The sequence below is a fragment of the Streptomyces sp. NPDC002790 genome (genome assembly GCF_040295505.1).
Classification (GTDB): domain Bacteria; phylum Actinomycetota; class Actinomycetes; order Streptomycetales; family Streptomycetaceae; genus Streptomyces.
Window position 1 is genome coordinate 1 of record NZ_JBEOVM010000014.1, and the last position, 19,102, is coordinate 19,102.

Consider the following 19,102-nt stretch of genomic DNA (forward strand, 5'->3'; position numbering starts at 1 on the left):
GTTTCTGTATTCTGTCTCTGGTTCGGTGGGGTGGGGGCTCGCTGGGTGGCGGACTTCTCTCTGGTTGGGGGCCGGCGGCACCTCCCCCCCCCCCCCCCCCCCCGCTCCTCACGTGCTTCAGACCTCGACGACGACCGGAAGGATCATCGGGCGTCGGCGGTACGTGTCCGAGACCCACTTGCCCAGCGTGCGGCGGATGAGCTGCTGCAGCTGGTGGGGCTCGACGACGCCGTCCTGGGCCGACTTCTCCAGGACGTCCTGGATCCGCGGGAGGACGGCGTGGAACGCCGAGTCCTCGATGCCGGAACCACGGGCCTGGATGTTCGGACCGTTGGTGATCTTGCCGGTGCTGGAGTCCACCACCACGAAGACCGAGATGATGCCCTCGTCACCGAGGATCTTGCGATCCTTGAGCGCGGGCTCGCCGACGTCGCCGACCGAGAGGCCGTCCACGTAGACGTAACCGGCCTGGACCTTGCCCGAGATCCTCGCCTTGCCGTCGATGAGGTCGACGACGACGCCGTCCTCCGCGATGACGATGCGGTCGTGCGGGACGCCGGTGAGGGCGCCGAGCTCGGCGTTGGCGCGCAGGTGGCGCCATTCGCCGTGGACCGGCATCAGGTTCTTGGGCTTGCAGATGTTGTAGAAGTACAGGAGCTCGCCCGCGGACGCGTGGCCCGAGACGTGCACCTTGGCGTTGCCCTTGTGGACCACGTTCGCGCCCCAGCGGGTCAGGCCGTTGATCACGCGGTAGACCGCGTTCTCGTTGCCGGGGATCAGCGAGGACGCCAGGATCACCGTGTCACCGGAGACGATCCGGATCTGGTGGTCGCGGTTGGCCATCCGGGACAGGGCCGCCATCGGCTCGCCCTGGGATCCCGTGCAGACCAGGACGACCTGGCTGTCGGGCAGGTCGTCGAGCGTCTTGACGTCCACCACCAGGCCAGCGGGGACCTTCAGGTAGCCGAGGTCCCGGGCGATGCCCATGTTGCGGACCATCGAGCGGCCGACGAAGGCGACCCGGCGGCCGTACTCGTGCGCGGCGTCCAGGATCTGCTGGATGCGGTGCACGTGGCTGGCGAAGGACGCGACGATGATGCGCTTCTGCGCGCTGCCGAAGACCCCGCGGATCACGTTCGAGATGTCGCGCTCGGGCGGGACGAAGCCCGGGACCTCGGCGTTCGTCGAGTCGGTGAGGAGGAGGTCGATGCCCTCCCCGCCGAGCCTGGCGAAGGTCGGGAGGTCGGTCAGGCGACGGTCCAGCGGGAGCTGGTCCATCTTGAAGTCGCCCGTGTGGACCGCCATGCCCGCCGGGGTGCGGATGGCGACGGCCAGCGCGTCCGGGATCGAGTGGTTGACCGCGATGAACTCGCAGTCGAACGGGCCGAGCCGCTCGCGCTCGCCCTCGGTGACCTCGAGCGTGTACGGGCGGATGCGGTGCTCCTGGAGCTTCGCCTCGATGAGAGCGAGGGTCAGCTTGGAGCCGATCAGCGGGATGTCCGGCTTCTCGCGCAGGAGATACGGGACGGCGCCGATGTGGTCCTCGTGGCCGTGCGTCAGGACAATGCCCTCGACGTCGTCCAGACGGTCCCTGATGGACGTGAAGTCCGGCAGGATCAAGTCGATTCCGGGCTGCTCCTCCTCGGGGAAGAGCACTCCGCAGTCGACGATCAGCAGACGGCCTTCGTACTCGAAGACGGTCATGTTGCGCCCGATCTCACCGAGGCCGCCGAGCGGGGTGACTCGGAGGCCACCCTTCGGAAGCTTCGGCGGGGCGCCGAGTTCAGGATGCGGATGACTCAAAAGACTCTCCTCAACCATGCGCGCCACGTACCTATGGGCACGTGGCGCGCATGACGTTCGTGCGATAGCAGTTGTGTTGGTTCCTGGGTCTTGCTGTTCAGTTGGTGATTCTGTTCATTCAGTTGTGAAGCTTTGCCAAGTCTGTGATCAGAGTTGTACCCCGCCGGCAGCAAGATCGATCTTGAGCTGGGCCGTTTCTTCCGGGGTGAGTTCCACGAGGGGCAGCCGCAGCGGTCCTGCGGGCAGGCCCTGGAGGCCGAGCGCGGCCTTCGTCGTGATGACGCCCTGCGTGCGGAACATGCCGGTGAAGACCGGGAGCAGCTTCTGGTGAATCTCCGTCGCCTTGTGCACATCGCCCGTCGAGAACGCGTCGACCATGGCGCGCAGCTCGGGCGTGACGAGGTGGCCGACGACCGAGACGAAGCCGCACGCGCCGACCGAGAGCAGCGGAAGGTTGAGCATGTCGTCGCCGGAGTACCAGGCGAGGCCCGAGCGGGCGAGGGCCCAGGAGGCACGGCCGAGGTCGCCCTTGGCGTCCTTGTTGGCCACGATGCGCGGGTGCTCGGCGAGGCGGACGAGCGTGTCCGTGTTGATCGGTACGCCGCTGCGGCCGGGGATGTCGTAGAGCATCACGGGGAGTTCGGTCGCGTCGGCGATCGCCGTGAAGTGGCGGAGCAGGCCCTCTTGCGGGGGCTTGTTGTAGTACGGCGTCACCGTGAGCAGGCCGTGCGCGCCGGCCTGCTGGGCCTGGCGGGCGAGCTCGATGCTGTGGCGGGTGTCGTTGGTGCCGACGCCCGCGACGACGTGGGCACGGTCACCGACCGCCTCGACGACGGCTCGTACGAGATCCGCTTTCTCCGCGTCACTGGTGGTCGGGGACTCGCCGGTGGTGCCGTTGACGACCAGGCCGTCATTGCCTGCGTCCACCAGGTGGGCGGCGAGCCGCTGCGCGCCGTCGAGGTCGAGTGCGCCGTCCGCCGCGAAGGGCGTGACCATGGCGGTGAGGACCCTCCCGAAGGGGGTCTGCGGAGTCGAGGTCGGAGCCATGGGTAACACGCTACTCGCTGCTCAGTACCGGGTCCCCCCTCGGGGGATGCGACAAGTCGGAACAAAGGAGGAACCCGGCACTGCCTGCTCGGGGGTTCAAGCAGTGCCGGGTCCGTTTGATCAGGCTAGATGAACTTTACGAAAAGCCGCAATACGGACACTTCGGTCGGGTGCCCGTACATCTGTGCCGATCCCGGAACTACGGCGCCACCCGGCCGTTGGCATTGAACGCCGAGTAGGTGAGCGGCATGAGGGCGGCCCACTCCGCTTCCATCTTCTCGCCGACCATCTCGATCTCCCGCTGCGGGAAGGACGGCACCTTGGCGAGCTCGTGCTGCGTGCGCAGACCGAGGAAGTGCATCAGCGAGCGCGCGTTGCACGTCGCGTACATCGACGAGAACAGGCCGACCGGCAGCACCGCGCGGGCCACCTCGCGGGCGACGCCCGCGGCCAGCATCTCCTGGTACGCCTCGTACGCCTGGCGGTACGAGTCCTCCATCACGCGGCCGGTCAGCTCCTGCTGCGCCTGCGTGCCCTCGACGAACCGGTACTTGCCCGGGCGGCCCTCCTGGACCAGCTTGCGGTCGGCGTCCGGGACGTAGAACGTCGGCTGGAGCTCCCTGTACCTGCCCGATTCCTCGTTGTACGACCAGCCCACGCGGTGCCGCATGAACTCGCGGAAGACGAAGATCGGGGCGCTGATCAGGAACGTCATCGAGTTGTGCTCGAAAGGGCTGCCGTGCCGGTCCCGCATCAGATAGTTGATCAGGCCCTTGGAGCGCTCGGGGTCCTTCGACAGCTCGTCGATCGACTGCTCGCCGAGCGTGGAGACGCGGGCCGCGAACAGCACGTCCGTGTCGCTCGCGGTGTGCTTCACCAGCTCGACGGTGACATCGCCGCGGAACGTCGGCTTGAGCTCTTCAGCTGGGGTTTCGGTCATGCTGCCGGGGTCCTTCCCATCACTTCACCAGGGCGGCGCCCACTCTACGGGCCACCACTGACAACAGGTCATTCGCTCGCTTCTCGCGACGATCTCCGGCGAACGGGAGCGAAGTTTGGTGAATTTGGTGAAACAGGGCACCCTTTGAAGCGATCGCTCGTCTGTGTAGATGAACACATTTTTGATCGAGCATCACCAGTCGCTTGAGGAGAAGCAGTCCCATGTTCCGTCGGCGCGAGCCCGTACCGTTCGCCTTCATAGCCGAAGCCGACCACTTCCGTAGCAACGTCAAACCGCCCGAGCGCGAGCGTCCCTCCGCCGGGCAGCGCGCCGGACGCGCGCTCGTCGGCCTCACCGTCGTGGCCGGCCTCGTGGGCGCCCTGCTGATCGGGATGCCGGCCCTGTCGATCGATCAGACCACGCGGCACGTACAGCAGTCGGAGGCCTCCGACAGTCGCTGACGGTCGCCGCCGCACCCTGTCCACCTCCGGCCCCCCTGGAGTGGAAGGCCGGTGCGTCCCCGGATAGCCTCACCGGGCACAGCCCCCATACCGTGTGGACCGAGTGAGGACCCGTCGTGCCCCTGCCCTTCCTGACGGCCGACCGTGCTTTGGACGAGGCTGCGGACATCCCGCTGCCCTTCGACGACCGCGACCAGTGGCGCCGCCCCTACCGCCCCGGTCCGTACCGGGTGGGCGCGGCCGCGCTGCTGCTGCTCCTGGCGTCGTACGTGCTGTTCGCCTCGGTGATCATCGCCGTGGCCGGTGACACGTCCGCCGCGACGGTCTGCGGCGTCCTCGCGGTGCTGATCATCGCGTCGGCGCTGCGGCTGCTCCGCATGGGCACCTGGGTGAGTGCACGCGGGCTGCGGCGCGTCGGCTTCTTCGTGACCCGCACGGCGCCGTGGGACCGGGTCGCCACCGCTCGTACGGTGCAGCAGCCCGTGCGCTGGCTCGGGCTGCCCCGCACCGTCCAGGGGCAGGCGCTGATCCTCGTACAGCGGGATCAGCAGGGGGATCGGACGACGCTGCTCACCAGCCACAGCGTGGACTTCCTGGGGCGGAGCACGGCGTTCGACCGGGCCGCCGACACCGTCGAGGTCTGGGCCGAGGAGTACCGCGCCCGACGCTGATCCACGCGCGCGTGGATCAGACGCCCACGGAGCGGCCTTCGTGGAGCGCGATCGCGCGCTGCATCGCCTTCCGCGCGCGCGGGGTGTCCCGCGCGTCCCGGTAGGCGACGGCGAGGCGGAACCAGCAGCGCCAGTCCCCCGGCTCGTCCTCCGTCTCGGCCCTGCGCCTGGCGAAGACCTCGTCCGCCGAGTCGCGGTCGATGCGGCCGTAAGCGTCGCGGCGGAGTTCGTCGACGGGCAGCCCGCCCTCCGCGTCCAGGAGTTCGCCGAGCCGGTTGGCCTTGGTGACGAACCTGGTGTTCGCCCACAGGAACCACACGCCGATCACCGGCAGGATCAGCACCGCGACACCGAAGGTGATCGTGAGCAAGGTGCCGTGCCGGAGGAGCATCACGCCGCGTTCGCCGGCCAGGACGAAGTAGAAGACCAGGACGAGGGCCGTGACGGCGTAGGTGATTTTCGCGCGCATCGCAGCAGGTCAGCCGTTCAGATCGAGGAAGTGTTCCAGGCCGAAGGTGAGGCCGGGAGCGGCGCCGACCTTACGGGCACCGAGCAGGATGCCCGGCATGAAGCTGCTGTGGTGCAGCGAGTCGTGCCGGACCGTCAGCGTCTCGCCCTCGGCGCCCAGGAGGACCTCCTGGTGCGCCAGGAGGCCGCGCAGGCGGACCGAGTGGACCGGGACGCCGTCGACGTCCGCGCCGCGCGCTCCGTCGAGCGCTGTGGCCGTGGCATCGGGCGCGGGGGCGCTGCCCGCCTTCTCCCGTGCCGCCGCGATGAGCTGGGCGGTTCGGGCGGCCGTGCCGGACGGGGCGTCGACCTTCTTCGGGTGGTGCAGCTCGATGACCTCGACGGACTCGAAGTAGGGCGCTGCCACCTCGGCGAACTTCATGGTCAGGACCGCGCCGATGGAGAAGTTCGGGGCGATGAGCACGCCCGTGGCCGGGGAGTCCGCCAGCCACTGGTTCAGCTGCGCGAGGCGTTCGTCGGTCCAGCCCGTGGTGCCGACGACGGCGTGGATTCCGTGGCGTACACAGAACTCCAGGTTCTCCATCACCGAGTCGGGCGTGGTCAGTTCGACCGCGACCTGGGCGCCGGACTCGACGAGGACGTCCAGCTTGTCGCCGCGGCCGAGGGCCGCGACCAGCTCCATGTCCTCGGCCGCCTCGACGGCCCGTACGGCCTCGGAGCCGATGCGGCCCTTGGCCCCGATGACCGCCACGCGCAGCTTGCTCATGATCTCCCAGTTCCTTCAGTGCGTACTGAAATGCATACGGACAACGCTGTTACGCGACCACTTCGTGCAGGCGCGATGCCTGCTTGTCCTTGAGCGGGCCGATGACCGACAGGGACGGGCGCTGTCCCAGGATGTCGCGTGCGACCGCGCGCACCTCGTCCGGGGTCACCGCCGCGATGCGCTCCAGCATCGCGTCGACCGACATCTGCTCGCCCCAGCACAGCTCACTCTTGCCGATGCGGTGCATGAGCGCCCCGGTGTCCTCGAGGCCGAGGACCGTGGAACCGGCGAGCTGGCCGATGGCACGGCTGATCTCGTCGTCCGTGATGCCGTGCTGCGCGACCTGGTCCAGCTCCTCGCGGCAGATCTTCAGCACGTCGTGCACCTGGCTGGGCCGGCAGCCCGCGTACACACCGAAGAGGCCGCAGTCGGCGAAGCCCGACGTGTACGAGTACACGCTGTACGCAAGCCCGCGCTTCTCCCGGACCTCCTGGAACAGGCGGGACGACATGCCGCCGCCGAGCGCCGTGTTGAGCACGCCCATCGCCCAGCGGCGGTCGTCCGTGCGGGAGAGGCCCGGCATGCCGAGGATGACGTGGGCCTGCTCGGTCTTGCGGCCGAGGACCTCCATGCGCCCGGCGGCGCGCAGGGTCTTGCGGCCGGAGCGCGGAGCGACCGGTGCGGCGGGGGCCTGCGGGGCTCCCGCCTTGTCGAAGGCGGCGCGGACCTGGCGTACGACCTTGTCGTGGTCGACGTTGCCGGCCGCGGCCACGACCAGGTGCGTCGGGTCGTAGTGCTTCTTGTAGAAGCGCGTGATCTGGCCCCGGCCGAGCGCGTTGATCGTGTCGACCGAACCGAGGACCGGGCGGCCGAGCGGGGTGTCGCCGAGCATCGTGTGCGAGAACAGGTCGTGCACGACGTCGCCCGCGTCGTCCTCGGTCATCGCGATCTCTTCGAGGATCACGCCGCGCTCCGCGTCGACGTCCGCCTCCTCGATGAGCGAGCCGGTCAGCATGTCGCAGACGACGTCGATGGCGAGCGGCAGGTCGGTGTCGAGCACGCGCGCGTAGTAGCACGTGAACTCCTTCGCCGTGAAGGCGTTCATCTCGCCGCCGACCGCGTCTATGGCGGCCGAGATGTCCAGCGCGCTGCGCTTTTTGGTGCCCTTGAAGAGCAGATGCTCCAGGTAGTGCGTCGCTCCGTTCAGCGTCGGTGTCTCGTCGCGCGAGCCCACGTGCGCCCAGATGCCGAAGGTGGCCGAGCGGACCGAGGGGAGGGTCTCGGTGACGATGCGCAGGCCGTTCGGCAGCGTGGTCTTGCGGACCGTGCCGATGCCGTCTGTGCCCTTGATCAGGGTTTGGGTACGGGCGACGGCCCGCCCCTCCGAAGAGGTGCGGGCCGTCGCCTGGGTGCTACGGGACGTCACTTGTCGGTGTCGTCCTTCGCCTCGTCGCCCTCTTCACCCTCGATGACGGGGATCAGGGAGAGCTTGCCGCGGGAGTCGATCTCGGCGATCTCGACCTGGACCTTCTGGCCCACGCCGACGACGTCCTCGACGTTCTCCACGCGCTTGCCGCCGGCGAGCTTGCGGATCTGCGAGATGTGCAGCAGTCCGTCCTTGCCCGGCATGAGCGACACGAACGCACCGAAGGTCGTCGTCTTCACGACGGTGCCCAGGTAGCGCTCGCCGACCTCCGGCATGGTCGGGTTGGCGATGCCGTTGATCGTGGCGCGGGCGGCCTCGGCCTGCGAGCCCTGCTGGGCACCGATGTAGATGGTGCCGTCGTCCTCGATCGTGATGTCGGCGCCGGTGTCCTCCTGGATCTGGTTGATCATCTTGCCCTTCGGGCCGATGACCTCACCGATCTTGTCCACGGGGATCTTGACCGTGATGATCCGCGGGGCGTTCGGGGACATCTCGTCCGGGACGTCGATCGCTTCCATCATCACGTCGAGGATGTGGAGGCGGGCGTCGCGGGCCTGCTTGAGGGCGGCGGCCAGGACGGAGGCCGGGATGCCGTCGAGCTTCGTGTCCAGCTGGAGCGCGGTCACGAACTCCTTGGTGCCGGCGACCTTGAAGTCCATGTCACCGAAGGCGTCCTCCGCACCGAGGATGTCGGTGAGGGCGACGTAGTGCGTCTCGCCCTTGATCTCCTGCGAGATCAGGCCCATGGCAATACCGGCGACGGGGGCCTTCAGCGGCACACCGGCGTTCAGCAGCGACATGGTGGAGGCGCAGACGGAGCCCATCGACGTCGAGCCGTTGGAACCGAGGGCCTCGGAGACCTGGCGGATCGCGTAGGGGAACTCCTCGCGCGTCGGCAGGACCGGCACGATCGCGCGCTCGGCGAGCGCGCCGTGGCCGATCTCGCGGCGCTTCGGGGAACCCACGCGGCCCGTCTCACCGACGGAGTACGGCGGGAAGTTGTAGTTGTGCATGTAGCGCTTGCGGGTCACCGGCGAAAGGGTGTCCAGCTGCTGCTCCATGCGCAGCATGTTCAGCGTGGTGACGCCCAGGATCTGGGTCTCGCCACGCTCGAACAGGGCCGAGCCGTGCACGCGCGGGATGGCCTCGACCTCGGCGGCCAGGGTGCGGATGTCGGTGACACCGCGGCCGTCGATGCGCTTCTTCTCCTTGATGACGCGCTCACGGACCAGGGACTTGGTCAGCGAGCGGTACGCGGCGGAGATCTCCTTCTCGCGGCCCTCGAACTGCGGGAGCAGCTTCTCGGCGGCCAGACCCTTGATGCGGTCCAGCTCGGCCTCGCGGTCCTGCTTGCCCGGGATGGTGAGGGCGGCGGAGAGCTCGGTCTTGACCGCGGCGGTCAGGGCCTCGAGCACGTCGTCCTGGTAGTCCAGGAAGATCGGGAACTCGGCGGTCGGCTTGGCGGCCTTCGCGGCGAGGTCCGACTGGGCCTTGCAGAGGACCTTGATGAAGGGCTTCGCGGCGTCGAGACCGGCGGCGACGACCTCCTCGGTCGGCGCCTCGGCGCCGCCCTTGACCAGCTGGATGGTCTTGTCGGTGGCCTCGGCCTCGACCATCATGATCGCGACGTCGCCGTCCTCAAGGACGCGACCGGCGACGACCATGTCGAAGACGGCGTCCTCGAGCTCGGTGTGCGTCGGGAACGCGACCCACTGGCCGTTGATCAGCGCGACGCGGACGCCGCCGACCGGGCCGGAGAAGGGCAGACCGGCCAGCTGCGTGGACGCGGACGCGGCGTTGATCGCCACGACGTCGTACAGGTGGTCGGGGTTGAGCGCCATGATCGTGGCGACGACCTGGATCTCGTTGCGCAGGCCCTTCTTGAAGGACGGGCGCAGCGGGCGGTCGATGAGGCGGCAGGTGAGGATGGCGTCCTCGGAGGGGCGGCCCTCGCGGCGGAAGAAGCTGCCGGGGATCTTGCCGGCCGCGTACTGCCGCTCTTCGACGTCCACCGTGAGGGGGAAGAAGTCGAGGTTTTCCTTGGGGTTCTTCGAGGCCGAGGTGGCCGAGAGCACCATGGTGTCGTCGTCGAGGTAGGCGACGGCGGAGCCGGCGGCCTGGCGGGCGAGCCGGCCCGTCTCGAAGCGGATGGTGCGGGTGCCGAAGGAGCCGTTGTCAATGACGGCCTCGGCGTAGTGGGTCTCGTTCTCCACTAGCGTTTTCTCCGTTTACTTTCGTCTGAATGCGTCTTTTGTCCTGCACGGCCCGTGTGGCCGAGGGACGGAACGGAGAAGCGCGCCTTGGGTGCGGGCCGGTCTTCGATCGAAGCTCCCGGGGATCCTCTTGCGTCTCCGGGGGCCACTACCGAGGACCGGCGGCGGCGAGGTGGCGCTTCTCCTCATATGTGTGGTCGTACGTCACCAGACTACAAAGTCTCGGTGACAGTGCCCACGTACGGCAAAGGGAGCGGCCCCCGCAATCGGGAACCGCCCCCTCTCACAGCGTCTTTATCGGGCGCCGGCCGCACCGCGGCGGATGCCGAGGCGCTCGACCAGAGCACGGAAGCGCTGGATGTCCTTCTTGGCCAGGTACTGCAGCAGGCGGCGACGCTGACCGACCAGGATGAGCAGGCCACGACGCGAGTGGTGGTCGTGCTTGTGCGTCTTGAGGTGCTCGGTCAGGTCCGAGATGCGGCGGGAGAGCATGGCGACCTGGACCTCGGGAGAGCCGGTGTCGCCCTCCTTGGTGCCGAACTCGGTCATGATCTGCTTCTTCGTAGCGGTGTCGAGAGCCACGCTTACTCCTCGTAGAGTCTGATTGCCGCCGAGTGCCCCTGGTCTAAATCTCAGGAGAGCTTCCACAACTCGGGAGGCGGGGATCCGCTGGGCGCTGTCCCCAGGAATGTCCTGCATTACCGGGGGCGCGTACACAAACGGCCGTCACACAGCGTACCAGCCGCCCGGAGGCCGCCCTGACGGCGGCCGACCGGGCCACGGTTCAGCCGACCATGCTGCGCACCTGTGTGTAGAGGCCGAGCACCGCGAGGCACAGCGGTACGAGGGTCAGCAGCACGAAGCCGTCGAACAGGTCGAGCATGCGACCCCAGAACGGGGAGACGCCCTTGCGCGGCACAGACAGGCCGACGACCACGAGCAGGGCCGCTCCCCCGCCGATCGCGGCGGCGAACCAGAGGATGTGGATGTTGAGCGGGGCGCTGTCGCCCTGGATGAAGCTCTGCAGGAGGGAGTGCGGGGTGTTCAGGGTCACGCCGAGGATCAGCAGACCGAGAATGAGCAGGCCGCCCACGACCAGGGACGCGACCTGCGCGGTGTAGTCGAACAGCCGGGCGCGCAGCATGACGGCGAGGCCGGCGGCCAGGGCGAGCAGCTGCGCCCACACGTCGTCGGAGAAGCCGAGGACCACACCGGCCGAGGCGACGGCGAGGGCCGCGCAGCCGATGACGAGGCCGAGGAGCAGCTCGTGGGCGCGGCGGACCTGGGCACCGATGCGGTCGAAGTCGATGTGCTCTTCCTCGTCCCGTCCGAAGTCGCGGCCCTGGGAGATCTGGTCCGGCGAGCGGTAGCCGATGGGCAGCCGGGCGGAGCGGGCGGACATGCCGGGCAGCCAGGCCATCGCGATGATCGCGACGACCGCGGTGACGGCGGCGACCTCGCTCGGCGAGGCCTCGGTGACCAGTGCGCCGAACGTGGCCAGCGCGCCGACGGCCGAGCCGAGGGCCGCGGCGACGAACACGGCGTCGCCGTGCGGCAGCAGCACCACGAGCAGCGCGGCGGCGATCAGCACCACGACGCAGCCGGACAGCAGCTGCAGCCGGCCCGGACCCGAACCGTCCTCGGTCGGGAAGATCCCCGAGCCCGCGATCAGCAGGTGCGGCAGGGCGGCGAGGCCCAGCGAGGTGGACGCGGCACGGTCGTCGTACACCCGCGCGCGCACCACGGAGAAGGTCACGAGCAGGATGCCGACGACACCGGCGATGATGCCGGGCAGGCTGTGCATGTCACGGTCGATCGGGTTCGAGAACCAGAGCGCGAACGCCATCAGCGTCAGCAGCAGGACGCCGGCGCCGAGGCCGACGACGCTCATCAGGCCGTCGCTCCAGCGGCGCCGGTCCCGGCGGACCGCGGAGGCGACCGCGTCGGACACGTCGTCGAACACGGCCGCGGGCAGCGACTCGGAGAACGGGCGCAGCAGCAGTACGTCGCCGTCGAGGACCCGCTGGTCGGCGAGCGAGCGGCCGGCGTCGAGGACGGTGCCGTCCCGGCGGACCAGGTGGTACCCGGTGGGGTCGCCCTCGGCCTGGCTCTGCCCGGAGAGCTGGAGGATCTCCGGGTAGATGTCGGCCAGCGCGGCATCTTCGGGCAGGGCCACATCGATACGTGCGTCCGGTGCGGCGACGGTGACCCGGCAGAAGCCGGTTCCGCCACCGGCAAGAGCTGTGGTGCTCACCTTTCGGTTCCCCCTAATGTCATGGCTTGATGTGGTATCGGTGCGGCGGCGCGGCGTCCGGGCGGCGTCACGCGCGGTGCGACAGCGTAGCGTCCTGAGCCCATCTCACCCCACAGGCCCCGGCACTTGACGAGAGTCAGTAGGATCACGGGTCACGCCGGAGCTCTTTGCCTTCGGCCTGGGGGAACCGCCAGTAACGGGGGCGGTCCGACATGTCCCGACGTGCACGACATTCGTGATGCGTGCGCGCTGAACTTATCGACGACTGAAGATTTAAGGACTGGTGCTTCGGTGAGCGTGGTCATCGTCAAGCGACCGCCTCGGGTGTTGCCACCCGATGTACCGACGGACGAGGTGCGTCTCGAGCCGCCGCCGGAGCTGGCGCGGGCCGAGGACCAGAACCTGATGATGAGCCTGTTGCCCATGCTGGGCATGGGCACGTCCTCGGCGTTCTTCTTCACCTCGGGCCAGTCGATCATGAAGATCATGGGTGGCGTCATGATCGTCTCCACCCTGGCCATGGCCCTTGCACAGCTGGTCAAGGCGCGGCAGGGCGGCGGGGCCGAGATGGCTCAGGAACGCCAGGACTACCTCAAGTACTTGACCCAGGTCCGGCGTGACGTGCGGACCACCGCACGCATGCAGCGCGACGGGCAGTACTTCCTGCACCCCAACCCCGAGCAGCTGTGGGCGCTGGTCGCCGAGGGCCGCCGGGTGTGGGAACGGCGGTCGAGCGACTCGGACTTCACGCAGGTGCGGCTCGGGCTCGGCCCGCAGCAGCTGGCGACACCGCTGATGGCGCCGGAGACCGCGCCGCTCGACGAGCTGGAGCCGCTCACCGCGCACGCGATGAAGTCGTTCCTGGAGACCCACGGCACGCTGGAGACACTGCCGTTGGCCGTGTCGTTGCGCTCGTTCTACCACGTGAGCGTCTCGGGTGATCCGGACACCACGTACGGGGCCGCCCGGGCGCTGATCGCCCAACTGTGCACCCTGCACTCGCCCGAGGACCTGCGGGTCGTCGTCGTCGCGTCGCCCGGCGCGATGGCCGAGTGGGAGTGGACGAAGTGGCTGCCGCACGTGCAGCACAGCAGCACGGACGGCGCCGGCTCCCAGCGGGTGATCGTGCAGGACCTCGGCGAGGTCGAGGAGATGCTCGCCGACGAGCTGGAGGGCCGCGGCCGGTTCAACCCGCAGGGCACACCGGTCGTCGACCAGCCGCACCTCGTCGTCGTCATGGACGGCGGCGACATCCCCGACGACTCGCTCATCGCGGGCGCCGAGGGTCTGCAGGGCGTCACCATCGTCGAGGTGGTCCCCGGCATCGTCGAGGAACTGCGCGGCTCGCTGTCCGTGCAGGTCCAGCCGGGCAGCCTGCTGCTCGAGTCGCAGGGCGGCACCCAGTACACCGGCGTCTGCGACACGCTGTCGCTCACCGAGGCCGAGGCGCTCGCGCGCCAGCTCGCGCCGCTGCGCGCCGGTTCGGCGGACGGTGACGAACCACTCCTCGCCAACCTGGACTTCACCGAGCTCATGGGCATCGGCGACGCCGGTTCCGTGGACGTCGGGCGCACCTGGCGGCCGCGCACGCTGCACGAGCGGCTCCGGGTGCCGCTCGGCATCGACCGCGACGGGCAGCCGGTCATGCTCGACCTCAAGGAGGCCTCGCAGGAGGGCATGGGCCCGCACGGCCTGTGTGTCGGCGCCACCGGTTCCGGTAAGTCCGAGGTGCTCCGCACGCTCGTGCTCGCCCTCACCGTGACGCACTCATCGGAGACGTTGAACTTCATCCTCGCCGACTTCAAGGGCGGCGCGACCTTCGCGGGCATGTCCGAACTCCCGCACGTCGCCGCCGTGATCACCAACCTGGCCGACGACCTCACGCTGATCGACCGCATGCGCGACTCGATCACCGGTGAGCTCCAGCGCCGCCAGGAGCTGCTCCGCTCGGCGGGCAACTACGCGAACATCACGGACTACGAGAAGGCCCGCGCGGCCGGCGCCCCGCTGGACCCGCTGCCGTCCCTCGTCATGGTGCTCGACGAGTTCTCCGAACTCCTCACCGCACGCCCGGACTTCATCGAGATGTTCATCCAGATCGGCCGCATCGGCCGTTCCATGGGTGTGCACATGCTGCTCGCCTCGCAGCGCCTGGAGGAGGGCAAGCTCCGCGGCCTGGACACCTTCCTCTCGTACCGGATCGGTCTGCGTACGTTCTCGGCCGCCGAGTCCCGTACCGCGATCGGTGTCCCGGACGCGTACCACCTGCCGAACGTCCCCGGCTCGGGCATCCTCAAGTACGACACCGAGACGATGATCCAGTTCAAGGCGGCGTACGTCGGTGGCGTCTACCGCGCCGGTGGCGGCGGTGGCGGCGGCTCGCGCACCCACCGGCAGCCGGTGCTCTTCACGGCCGCGCCCGTCGCCGAGCAGATCATCCACGAGCCGGAGCCCGAGGTCGTTCCCGACCAGGTCGACGACGCGCTCGCGGACACCGTCCTCGACGTGATCGTGGCGCGGATCGTCGGCCAGGGCCCGCCCGCCCACCAGGTGTGGCTGGCGCCGCTCGAGGAGTCCCCCTCGGTGGACTCGCTGCTCCCGCCGCTGTCGACGACTCCGGAGCGCGGCCTGCACTCGGCCGACTACCCGGCGACCGGCAAGCTCGTCGTGCCGATGGCGCTGGTGGACAAGCCGTTCGAGCAGCGCCGCGACATCCAGTACCTGGACTTCTCCGGCTCGTCCGGTCACGGTCTCGTGGTCGGTGGTCCGCAGTCCGGCAAGTCGACGCTGATCCGGTCGATCATGACCTCGTTCGCGCTCACCCACACCCCGGCCGAAGTGCAGTTCTACTGCCTGGACTTCGGTGGCGGCGGCATGCTCGCGATGGAGGGGCTGCCGCACGTCGGCGGCGCCGCCTCGCGCCTCGACTCCGAGAAGGTGCGCCGTACGGTCGCCGAGGTCCGCGGCATCCTCAACGAGCGCGAGGAGTTCTTCCGCGCCAACAACATCGACTCGATCGGTACGTACCGCACGCGCCGCGCGGCCGGGCAGTACCCGGACCAGCGGTGGGGCGACGTCTTCCTCGTCATCGACGGCTGGGCCGCCTTCAAGACCGACTACGAGCAGCTCGACCCGGTCATCCTCGACCTGGCCTCGCGCGGCCTCGGCTTCGGCGTCCACCTGGTCATCGGCTCCGGCCGCTACACCGAGGTCAGGCCCGCCCTGCGCGACCAGCTCCTCAACCGGGTGGAGCTGAAGCTCGGTGACCCGATGGAGTCGGAGTTCGACCGCAAGAAGATGGAGGCCGTGCCGCTCGGCATGCCCGGCCGCGGTCTGACGCCCGACAAGCTCAGCTCGCTCGGCGCGCTGCCCCGGATCGACGCCTCCTCCGACGTGGAGACGCTCGGCCAGGCCATCGAGCACATGGTGACGACGGTCTCCGAACACTGGCAGGGCCCGCCGGCTCCGCCGGTGCGGATGCTGCCGACCAAGCTGCACATCAGCGAGGTCCCCAAGGGCAACGACTTCCCCGAGCGGGGCGTCGCGATCGGTGTCGACGAGACGACGCTGTCGCCGTCGTTCATCGACTTCGAGACCGACCCGCTGATGGTGGTCTACGGAGAGTCCGAGTCCGGCAAGTCGGCGGTTCTGCGGATGATCGCCAAGCAGATCTCCGAGCGGTACGCGACCGACAAGGCGCTCATCGTCGTCGGCGACTACCGGCGCGCGCACCTGAGCGAGATGCCCGAGTCGCACCTCTATAAGTACTGTGCTTCGGGACCGCAGCTCCAGGAGGTCGTCACGAGCCTGGCGGGTTCCATGGGACGCCGTATGCCGGGTCCTGACGTCACGCCGGAGCAGCTGCGCAATCGCTCCTGGTACGACCTGCCGGACGCGTTCATCATCGTCGACGACTACGACCTGGTGGCCACCAGCTCCGGCAACCCGCTCCAGTCGCTCCTCGAGTACCTGCCGTTCGCCCGCGACCTGGGCCTGCGCATCATCATCGCGCGCAGCTCCTCCGGTGCGGCGCGTTCGTCCTTCGAGCCGGTCATGCAGCGCATGAAGGAGCTCGGCGCGACGGGCCTGGTGCTGTCCGGCGACCCGGCGGAGGGCCAGATCTTCGGACCGCTCAAGCCGATGCGTCTGCCTCCGGGCCGAGGCATGCTCGTCACCCGCAAGGGCGGGGCGCAGTTGGTGCAGACGGCGTGGCTGCCGATGCGCAGCAACTGACGGCCGCGTAGCGCTTGCGTACCGTACGGCGCCGGGGATCGGCTCGACCGATCTCCGGCGCCGTACTCTTTTACCCGAACCGACTTGAGGGAGACGAGAGTTGAGCACCCCGCCCCAGCCGCCGCCCCGCACCACCGACGAGGCGCTCGCGATCGCCCGGACGACGTTCCAGCCGCTGTGCGCGGACGGCACCCCGGCGACGCTCAACGTCCAGGAGTTCGACCTGGGCTTCCTGGTCTACGCGACCTTCGCGCCGACCGAGCCGCCTTCGTACGGAGGCAGCCACCTGGTCGTCTCGAAGGCCGACGGTTCGACGATGTACGTCCCGAACTTCCCGCCGGACTCGGCGATCAGCCTTTATCGGCGGGAGGTTGGGCGGGGCTGACGGCTGACGCGGGCACCGCCGGATCTCGCTCTGCCCACTGTCACCGGGCGGCACTAGACTTTGCGTACGGCGCCTTCCCTGACCGTTCACCGCCCCCGTCCGATGGAGACCCAGCCGTGACCACGCACGACCAGGAAGAACGGCAGGCCGGACAACCGGCCGGCGCCGGCTCCCCCGCCGTCACCGGCCCCGGCAACACCGCCGTGTTCACGTACGTCGACCCGCGCACGGGCGAGGAGACGTACCTGACGCGCGTCTCGGGCCCCGGCCTGCCGCACGTCGAGTACCAGGCGTGGTCGGACCTGCGCCGCGCAGACATCCCCGCGGACTATGTGGTGGCGGTCCACACCGACCTCAGCCCCAGCTCCCTGCCGGGCGGCTACACGCTGGACGCGCTCAGGGTCGGATTCCCGAACGCCGCCCTCTCCTCCAGCCATCCGTACGGTGCGGACCCGATCGAGCGCGCCGAGGGCGTCGCCACGCTCACCGCGCAGGTGGAGTCGATGGCGCGGCTCGCGGGCCAGGCGCCGCCGCCGCGCCCGCATCGCGTACCGCTGCCTGCGCCGACGGCCTCGGCGCCGCCCCTGCCCCCCGAGCTCCCCGGGAAGCTTCCTGTGCAGCGCTACGGGACGGAACTGCTCGCTTCGGCCGCGCTCCCCGACGCCGCGCGCGCCTCCCTCGCAAGCCCCGGGCTCCCCGCCGACGTCCGCTTCTTCTTCACGGCGGACCGGCCCGAGAACCCGCCGCGCGGCGGCCTGTTCGTGGATGCGGCGACCCACCTGCGAGAACTCGGGGCCGAGCTGTCCCCCGCGGCCGTCGACATCCTCACCGCGCACACCCGGATCGGCACGGACGGCCAGTACGTGATCACGGTGCAGCAGGAGGCCGGCAGCGTATGGGCGGCCAACCCGGCCACGGGCAGCGGCCGTTACGTCAACGCGTCGGTCGGCACGTTCACGCACTGCCTCGCCACGCTCGCCACCACCCGCGACGTCATGGTGGGCATGAATCCGTACGAGGCGGGTGCGGCGGTCGCCGACCTCCAGGCCCGCCTGATCGCGCTCGACCCCACGTGCTTCGACGACGCAGGCAACTGGTGGTCGGTGATCATCGAGCAGATGTGGCACGGCTTGTTCTGACGCACTGACCACCACCCAAGAGGACCCTCATGCCCCGCGAAGGATTCCGTACCGATACGACGTCCCTGGCCAAGGAAGGCACGAACTTCCATGACTTGGGCGCCCAGTTCGCCAAGGCCGCGGCGGCCCTCCAGAACGGCCTGGCCTCCGTCAACGCCTGCGCCCCCACCAGCGGCGAGGCCCCCGCGCCCGAGAAGGGCCAGGTGGAGGGCTTCGTCCAGGGCCTGACGAGCTTCGCCGACAAGGCGGACATGCCGCCGTGGGGCGACGACGAGATCGGCGAGAAGTTCGGCATCGCCTACGAGGGCCTGCAGACCGGCATGTTCGAGTCGATGCAGCACCTCGCGCAGGAGTTGACGAACATCGGCGGCGCGCTCGGCGCGATGGCCAAGAACCACGACGAGAACGAGTCCTTCAACGAGCAGCTGATCCGCCAGGAACAGAACGACGTGGACTTCGCGGCGGGTGCCGGTGGCACCACCGAGTCCCACATCAGCAAGATGACGTGAGGGCGGGTCTGCTGCCGGGCGGGGCCGATGCGCGGGTCAGACCGCCTGCCCCACCCCGATGACGAGCAGCGCGCCGACCATCAGCCACAGCCCCTGACGGCCCATGCCACCCGTGCTCCGCAACGCGAGCCACAGCGCGCCGCAGGCTCCGACCACGCCCACGGCGTTGGCGCCCAGCGCGACCGCGCCGGCGTCGCCGACCGCCTGACCGATGAGCGCCGCGACGGCTGCCGCGAGGAAGACGGCCGCGCACACGATCCCCCGCAGCCGCTCACGCCGCGCCACTTCGGTGACCCTCGCCTGCTCCTCGGCGAGCGCGCGCTCCTCCGGAGGAAGCTCGGTCTCCCACTTCCGCGAGAAGTCCGCCTCCCACTGCAGGCCGGTGCCGTCTCCACCCGTACGTGTCATGCCCGCGACCCTAACCGACCGGCGGTAGGCGGCTCATCCCGAGCCCGTCCGACGTTACGGCTCGAAGTGGTCGGCGAGACTGTTGGTGGCGGCCTCCCAGAAGTGGGCGCCGCCCAGGTCTCGCGGTAGTGCCTCGACGAAGTCCCCGAACTCCTGGAGGGCTGCTTCCAGGGCCTCCTCGCGTACGTCGTCGTCCTCGAGCTCGTCGAGCCGCTCCATTTCCTTGACGACGGCGGCGAGCAGCGCGATCGCGGCGCCCGCGTGGGCGGCCGAGGCGAACTCGTGCGCGGAGGCCATGCCGGCGGCGTGGTCCCAGCCACGGGAAACAAGGCCCCCGTCTCGTCGGTGCACGTCTCCACCCACTCCTTTGAAGGGGTGC

At 69.4% G+C, this 19,102-nt stretch carries 17 protein-coding genes; 6 read left to right on the plus strand and 11 right to left on the minus strand.

Annotated features, from left to right (window positions below; all coding sequences use genetic code 11):
* Positions 1-117 precede the first annotated feature (117 nt).
* The 3 genes from ABT004_RS10025 to thyX all read right to left on the minus strand — a co-directional run bounded on the left by ABT004_RS10025 (position 118) and on the right by thyX (position 3,790).
* Positions 118-1,803, minus strand: a complete 1,686-nt coding sequence (locus ABT004_RS10025; protein WP_351333599.1) for a ribonuclease J — start codon at positions 1,801-1,803, stop codon at positions 118-120.
* A 147-nt stretch (positions 1,804-1,950) separates the two neighbouring features.
* Positions 1,951-2,850 carry a 4-hydroxy-tetrahydrodipicolinate synthase gene (dapA, locus tag ABT004_RS10030; RefSeq protein WP_351333601.1) on the minus strand — a complete coding sequence of 300 codons (900 nt, stop codon included), beginning with the start codon at positions 2,848-2,850 and terminating at the stop codon, positions 1,951-1,953.
* Positions 2,851-3,049: 199 nt separating this feature from the next.
* The gene (gene thyX / locus ABT004_RS10035) at positions 3,050-3,790 is read right to left on the minus strand and encodes an FAD-dependent thymidylate synthase (RefSeq protein ID WP_351333604.1); all 741 of its coding nucleotides are present in this window, start codon (positions 3,788-3,790) and stop codon (positions 3,050-3,052) included.
* A 221-nt stretch (positions 3,791-4,011) separates the two neighbouring features.
* Between thyX and ABT004_RS10040 the strand changes: the two genes are divergently transcribed.
* Together ABT004_RS10040 and ABT004_RS10045 are read left to right on the plus strand one after the other, a co-directional pair.
* Positions 4,012-4,251 carry a hypothetical protein gene (locus tag ABT004_RS10040; RefSeq protein WP_351333606.1) on the plus strand — a complete coding sequence of 80 codons (240 nt, stop codon included), beginning with the start codon at positions 4,012-4,014 and terminating at the stop codon, positions 4,249-4,251.
* Positions 4,252-4,367: 116 nt separating this feature from the next.
* Entirely contained in the window at positions 4,368-4,922 is a 555-nt protein-coding gene (locus tag ABT004_RS10045) for an SCO5741 family PH domain-containing membrane protein (RefSeq protein ID WP_351333608.1), read from the plus strand.
* Positions 4,923-4,938: 16 nt separating this feature from the next.
* Here the strand turns inward: ABT004_RS10045 and ABT004_RS10050 are convergent, their stop codons facing one another.
* The 6 genes from ABT004_RS10050 to eccD form a co-directional block, all read right to left on the minus strand.
* The gene (locus ABT004_RS10050; protein WP_351333611.1) at positions 4,939-5,391 is read right to left on the minus strand and encodes a tetratricopeptide repeat protein; all 453 of its coding nucleotides are present in this window, start codon (positions 5,389-5,391) and stop codon (positions 4,939-4,941) included.
* A 9-nt stretch (positions 5,392-5,400) separates the two neighbouring features.
* Positions 5,401-6,156 carry a 4-hydroxy-tetrahydrodipicolinate reductase gene (dapB, locus tag ABT004_RS10055; RefSeq protein WP_351333613.1) on the minus strand — a complete coding sequence of 252 codons (756 nt, stop codon included), beginning with the start codon at positions 6,154-6,156 and terminating at the stop codon, positions 5,401-5,403.
* Between the two features lie 49 nt (positions 6,157-6,205).
* On the minus strand, positions 6,206-7,582 hold the full coding sequence (locus ABT004_RS10060) for a M16 family metallopeptidase (RefSeq protein ID WP_351333616.1): 1,377 nt from the start codon (positions 7,580-7,582) through the stop codon (positions 6,206-6,208).
* Positions 7,579-9,795 carry a polyribonucleotide nucleotidyltransferase gene (locus ABT004_RS10065; protein ID WP_351333619.1) on the minus strand — a complete coding sequence of 739 codons (2,217 nt, stop codon included), beginning with the start codon at positions 9,793-9,795 and terminating at the stop codon, positions 7,579-7,581. Before ABT004_RS10065 ends, ABT004_RS10060 begins: the two co-directional genes overlap by 4 nt.
* A 294-nt stretch (positions 9,796-10,089) precedes the next feature.
* Complete coding sequence (gene rpsO / locus ABT004_RS10070) at positions 10,090-10,377, minus strand: 30S ribosomal protein S15 (protein ID WP_351333622.1); 288 nt, start codon at positions 10,375-10,377, stop codon at positions 10,090-10,092.
* A 202-nt stretch (positions 10,378-10,579) separates the two neighbouring features.
* The gene (eccD, locus tag ABT004_RS10075) at positions 10,580-12,049 is read right to left on the minus strand and encodes a type VII secretion integral membrane protein EccD (protein ID WP_351333625.1); all 1,470 of its coding nucleotides are present in this window, start codon (positions 12,047-12,049) and stop codon (positions 10,580-10,582) included.
* Between the two features lie 291 nt (positions 12,050-12,340).
* On the opposite strand from eccD, the gene eccCa reads away from it, so the two are divergent.
* From eccCa to ABT004_RS10095, 4 genes are all read left to right on the plus strand, one after another.
* The gene (gene eccCa, locus ABT004_RS10080) at positions 12,341-16,282 is read left to right on the plus strand and encodes a type VII secretion protein EccCa (RefSeq protein ID WP_351333627.1); all 3,942 of its coding nucleotides are present in this window, start codon (positions 12,341-12,343) and stop codon (positions 16,280-16,282) included.
* Positions 16,283-16,382: 100 nt separating this feature from the next.
* The gene (locus tag ABT004_RS10085; RefSeq protein WP_351333630.1) at positions 16,383-16,667 is read left to right on the plus strand and encodes an SUKH-4 family immunity protein; all 285 of its coding nucleotides are present in this window, start codon (positions 16,383-16,385) and stop codon (positions 16,665-16,667) included.
* Between the two features lie 116 nt (positions 16,668-16,783).
* Positions 16,784-17,806, plus strand: a complete 1,023-nt coding sequence (locus ABT004_RS10090) for an SUKH-4 family immunity protein (protein ID WP_351333632.1) — start codon at positions 16,784-16,786, stop codon at positions 17,804-17,806.
* A 29-nt stretch (positions 17,807-17,835) separates the two neighbouring features.
* Positions 17,836-18,315 (plus strand): hypothetical protein, encoded by a 480-nt coding sequence (locus tag ABT004_RS10095; RefSeq protein WP_351333635.1) that lies wholly within the window; start codon positions 17,836-17,838, stop codon positions 18,313-18,315.
* A 36-nt stretch (positions 18,316-18,351) separates the two neighbouring features.
* On the opposite strand, the gene ABT004_RS10100 is transcribed toward ABT004_RS10095, so the two are convergent.
* Positions 18,352-18,723, minus strand: coding sequence for a hypothetical protein (locus ABT004_RS10100; RefSeq protein WP_351333637.1), 372 nt, complete (start codon positions 18,721-18,723; stop codon positions 18,352-18,354).
* A gap of 54 nt (positions 18,724-18,777) precedes the next feature.
* Positions 18,778-19,074, minus strand: coding sequence for a hypothetical protein (locus ABT004_RS10105; RefSeq protein ID WP_351333639.1), 297 nt, complete (start codon positions 19,072-19,074; stop codon positions 18,778-18,780).
* Positions 19,075-19,102: the final 28 nt, after the last annotated feature.

Bases quoted from the DNA above. Each gene is read 5' to 3' on its own strand.
- dapA (WP_351333601.1), bottom strand. From the start codon at position 2,850: ATGGCTCCGACCTCGACTCCGCAGACCCCCTTCGGGAGGGTCCTCACC.
- thyX (WP_351333604.1), bottom strand. From the start codon at position 3,790: ATGACCGAAACCCCAGCTGAAGAGCTCAAGCCGACGTTCCGCGGCGAT.
- ABT004_RS10040 (WP_351333606.1), top strand. From the start codon at position 4,012: ATGTTCCGTCGGCGCGAGCCCGTACCGTTCGCCTTCATAGCCGAAGCC.
- ABT004_RS10050 (WP_351333611.1), bottom strand. From the start codon at position 5,391: ATGCGCGCGAAAATCACCTACGCCGTCACGGCCCTCGTCCTGGTCTTC.
- dapB (WP_351333613.1), bottom strand. From the start codon at position 6,156: ATGAGCAAGCTGCGCGTGGCGGTCATCGGGGCCAAGGGCCGCATCGGC.
- ABT004_RS10095 (WP_351333635.1), top strand. From the start codon at position 17,836: ATGCCCCGCGAAGGATTCCGTACCGATACGACGTCCCTGGCCAAGGAA.
- ABT004_RS10100 (WP_351333637.1), bottom strand. From the start codon at position 18,723: ATGACACGTACGGGTGGAGACGGCACCGGCCTGCAGTGGGAGGCGGAC.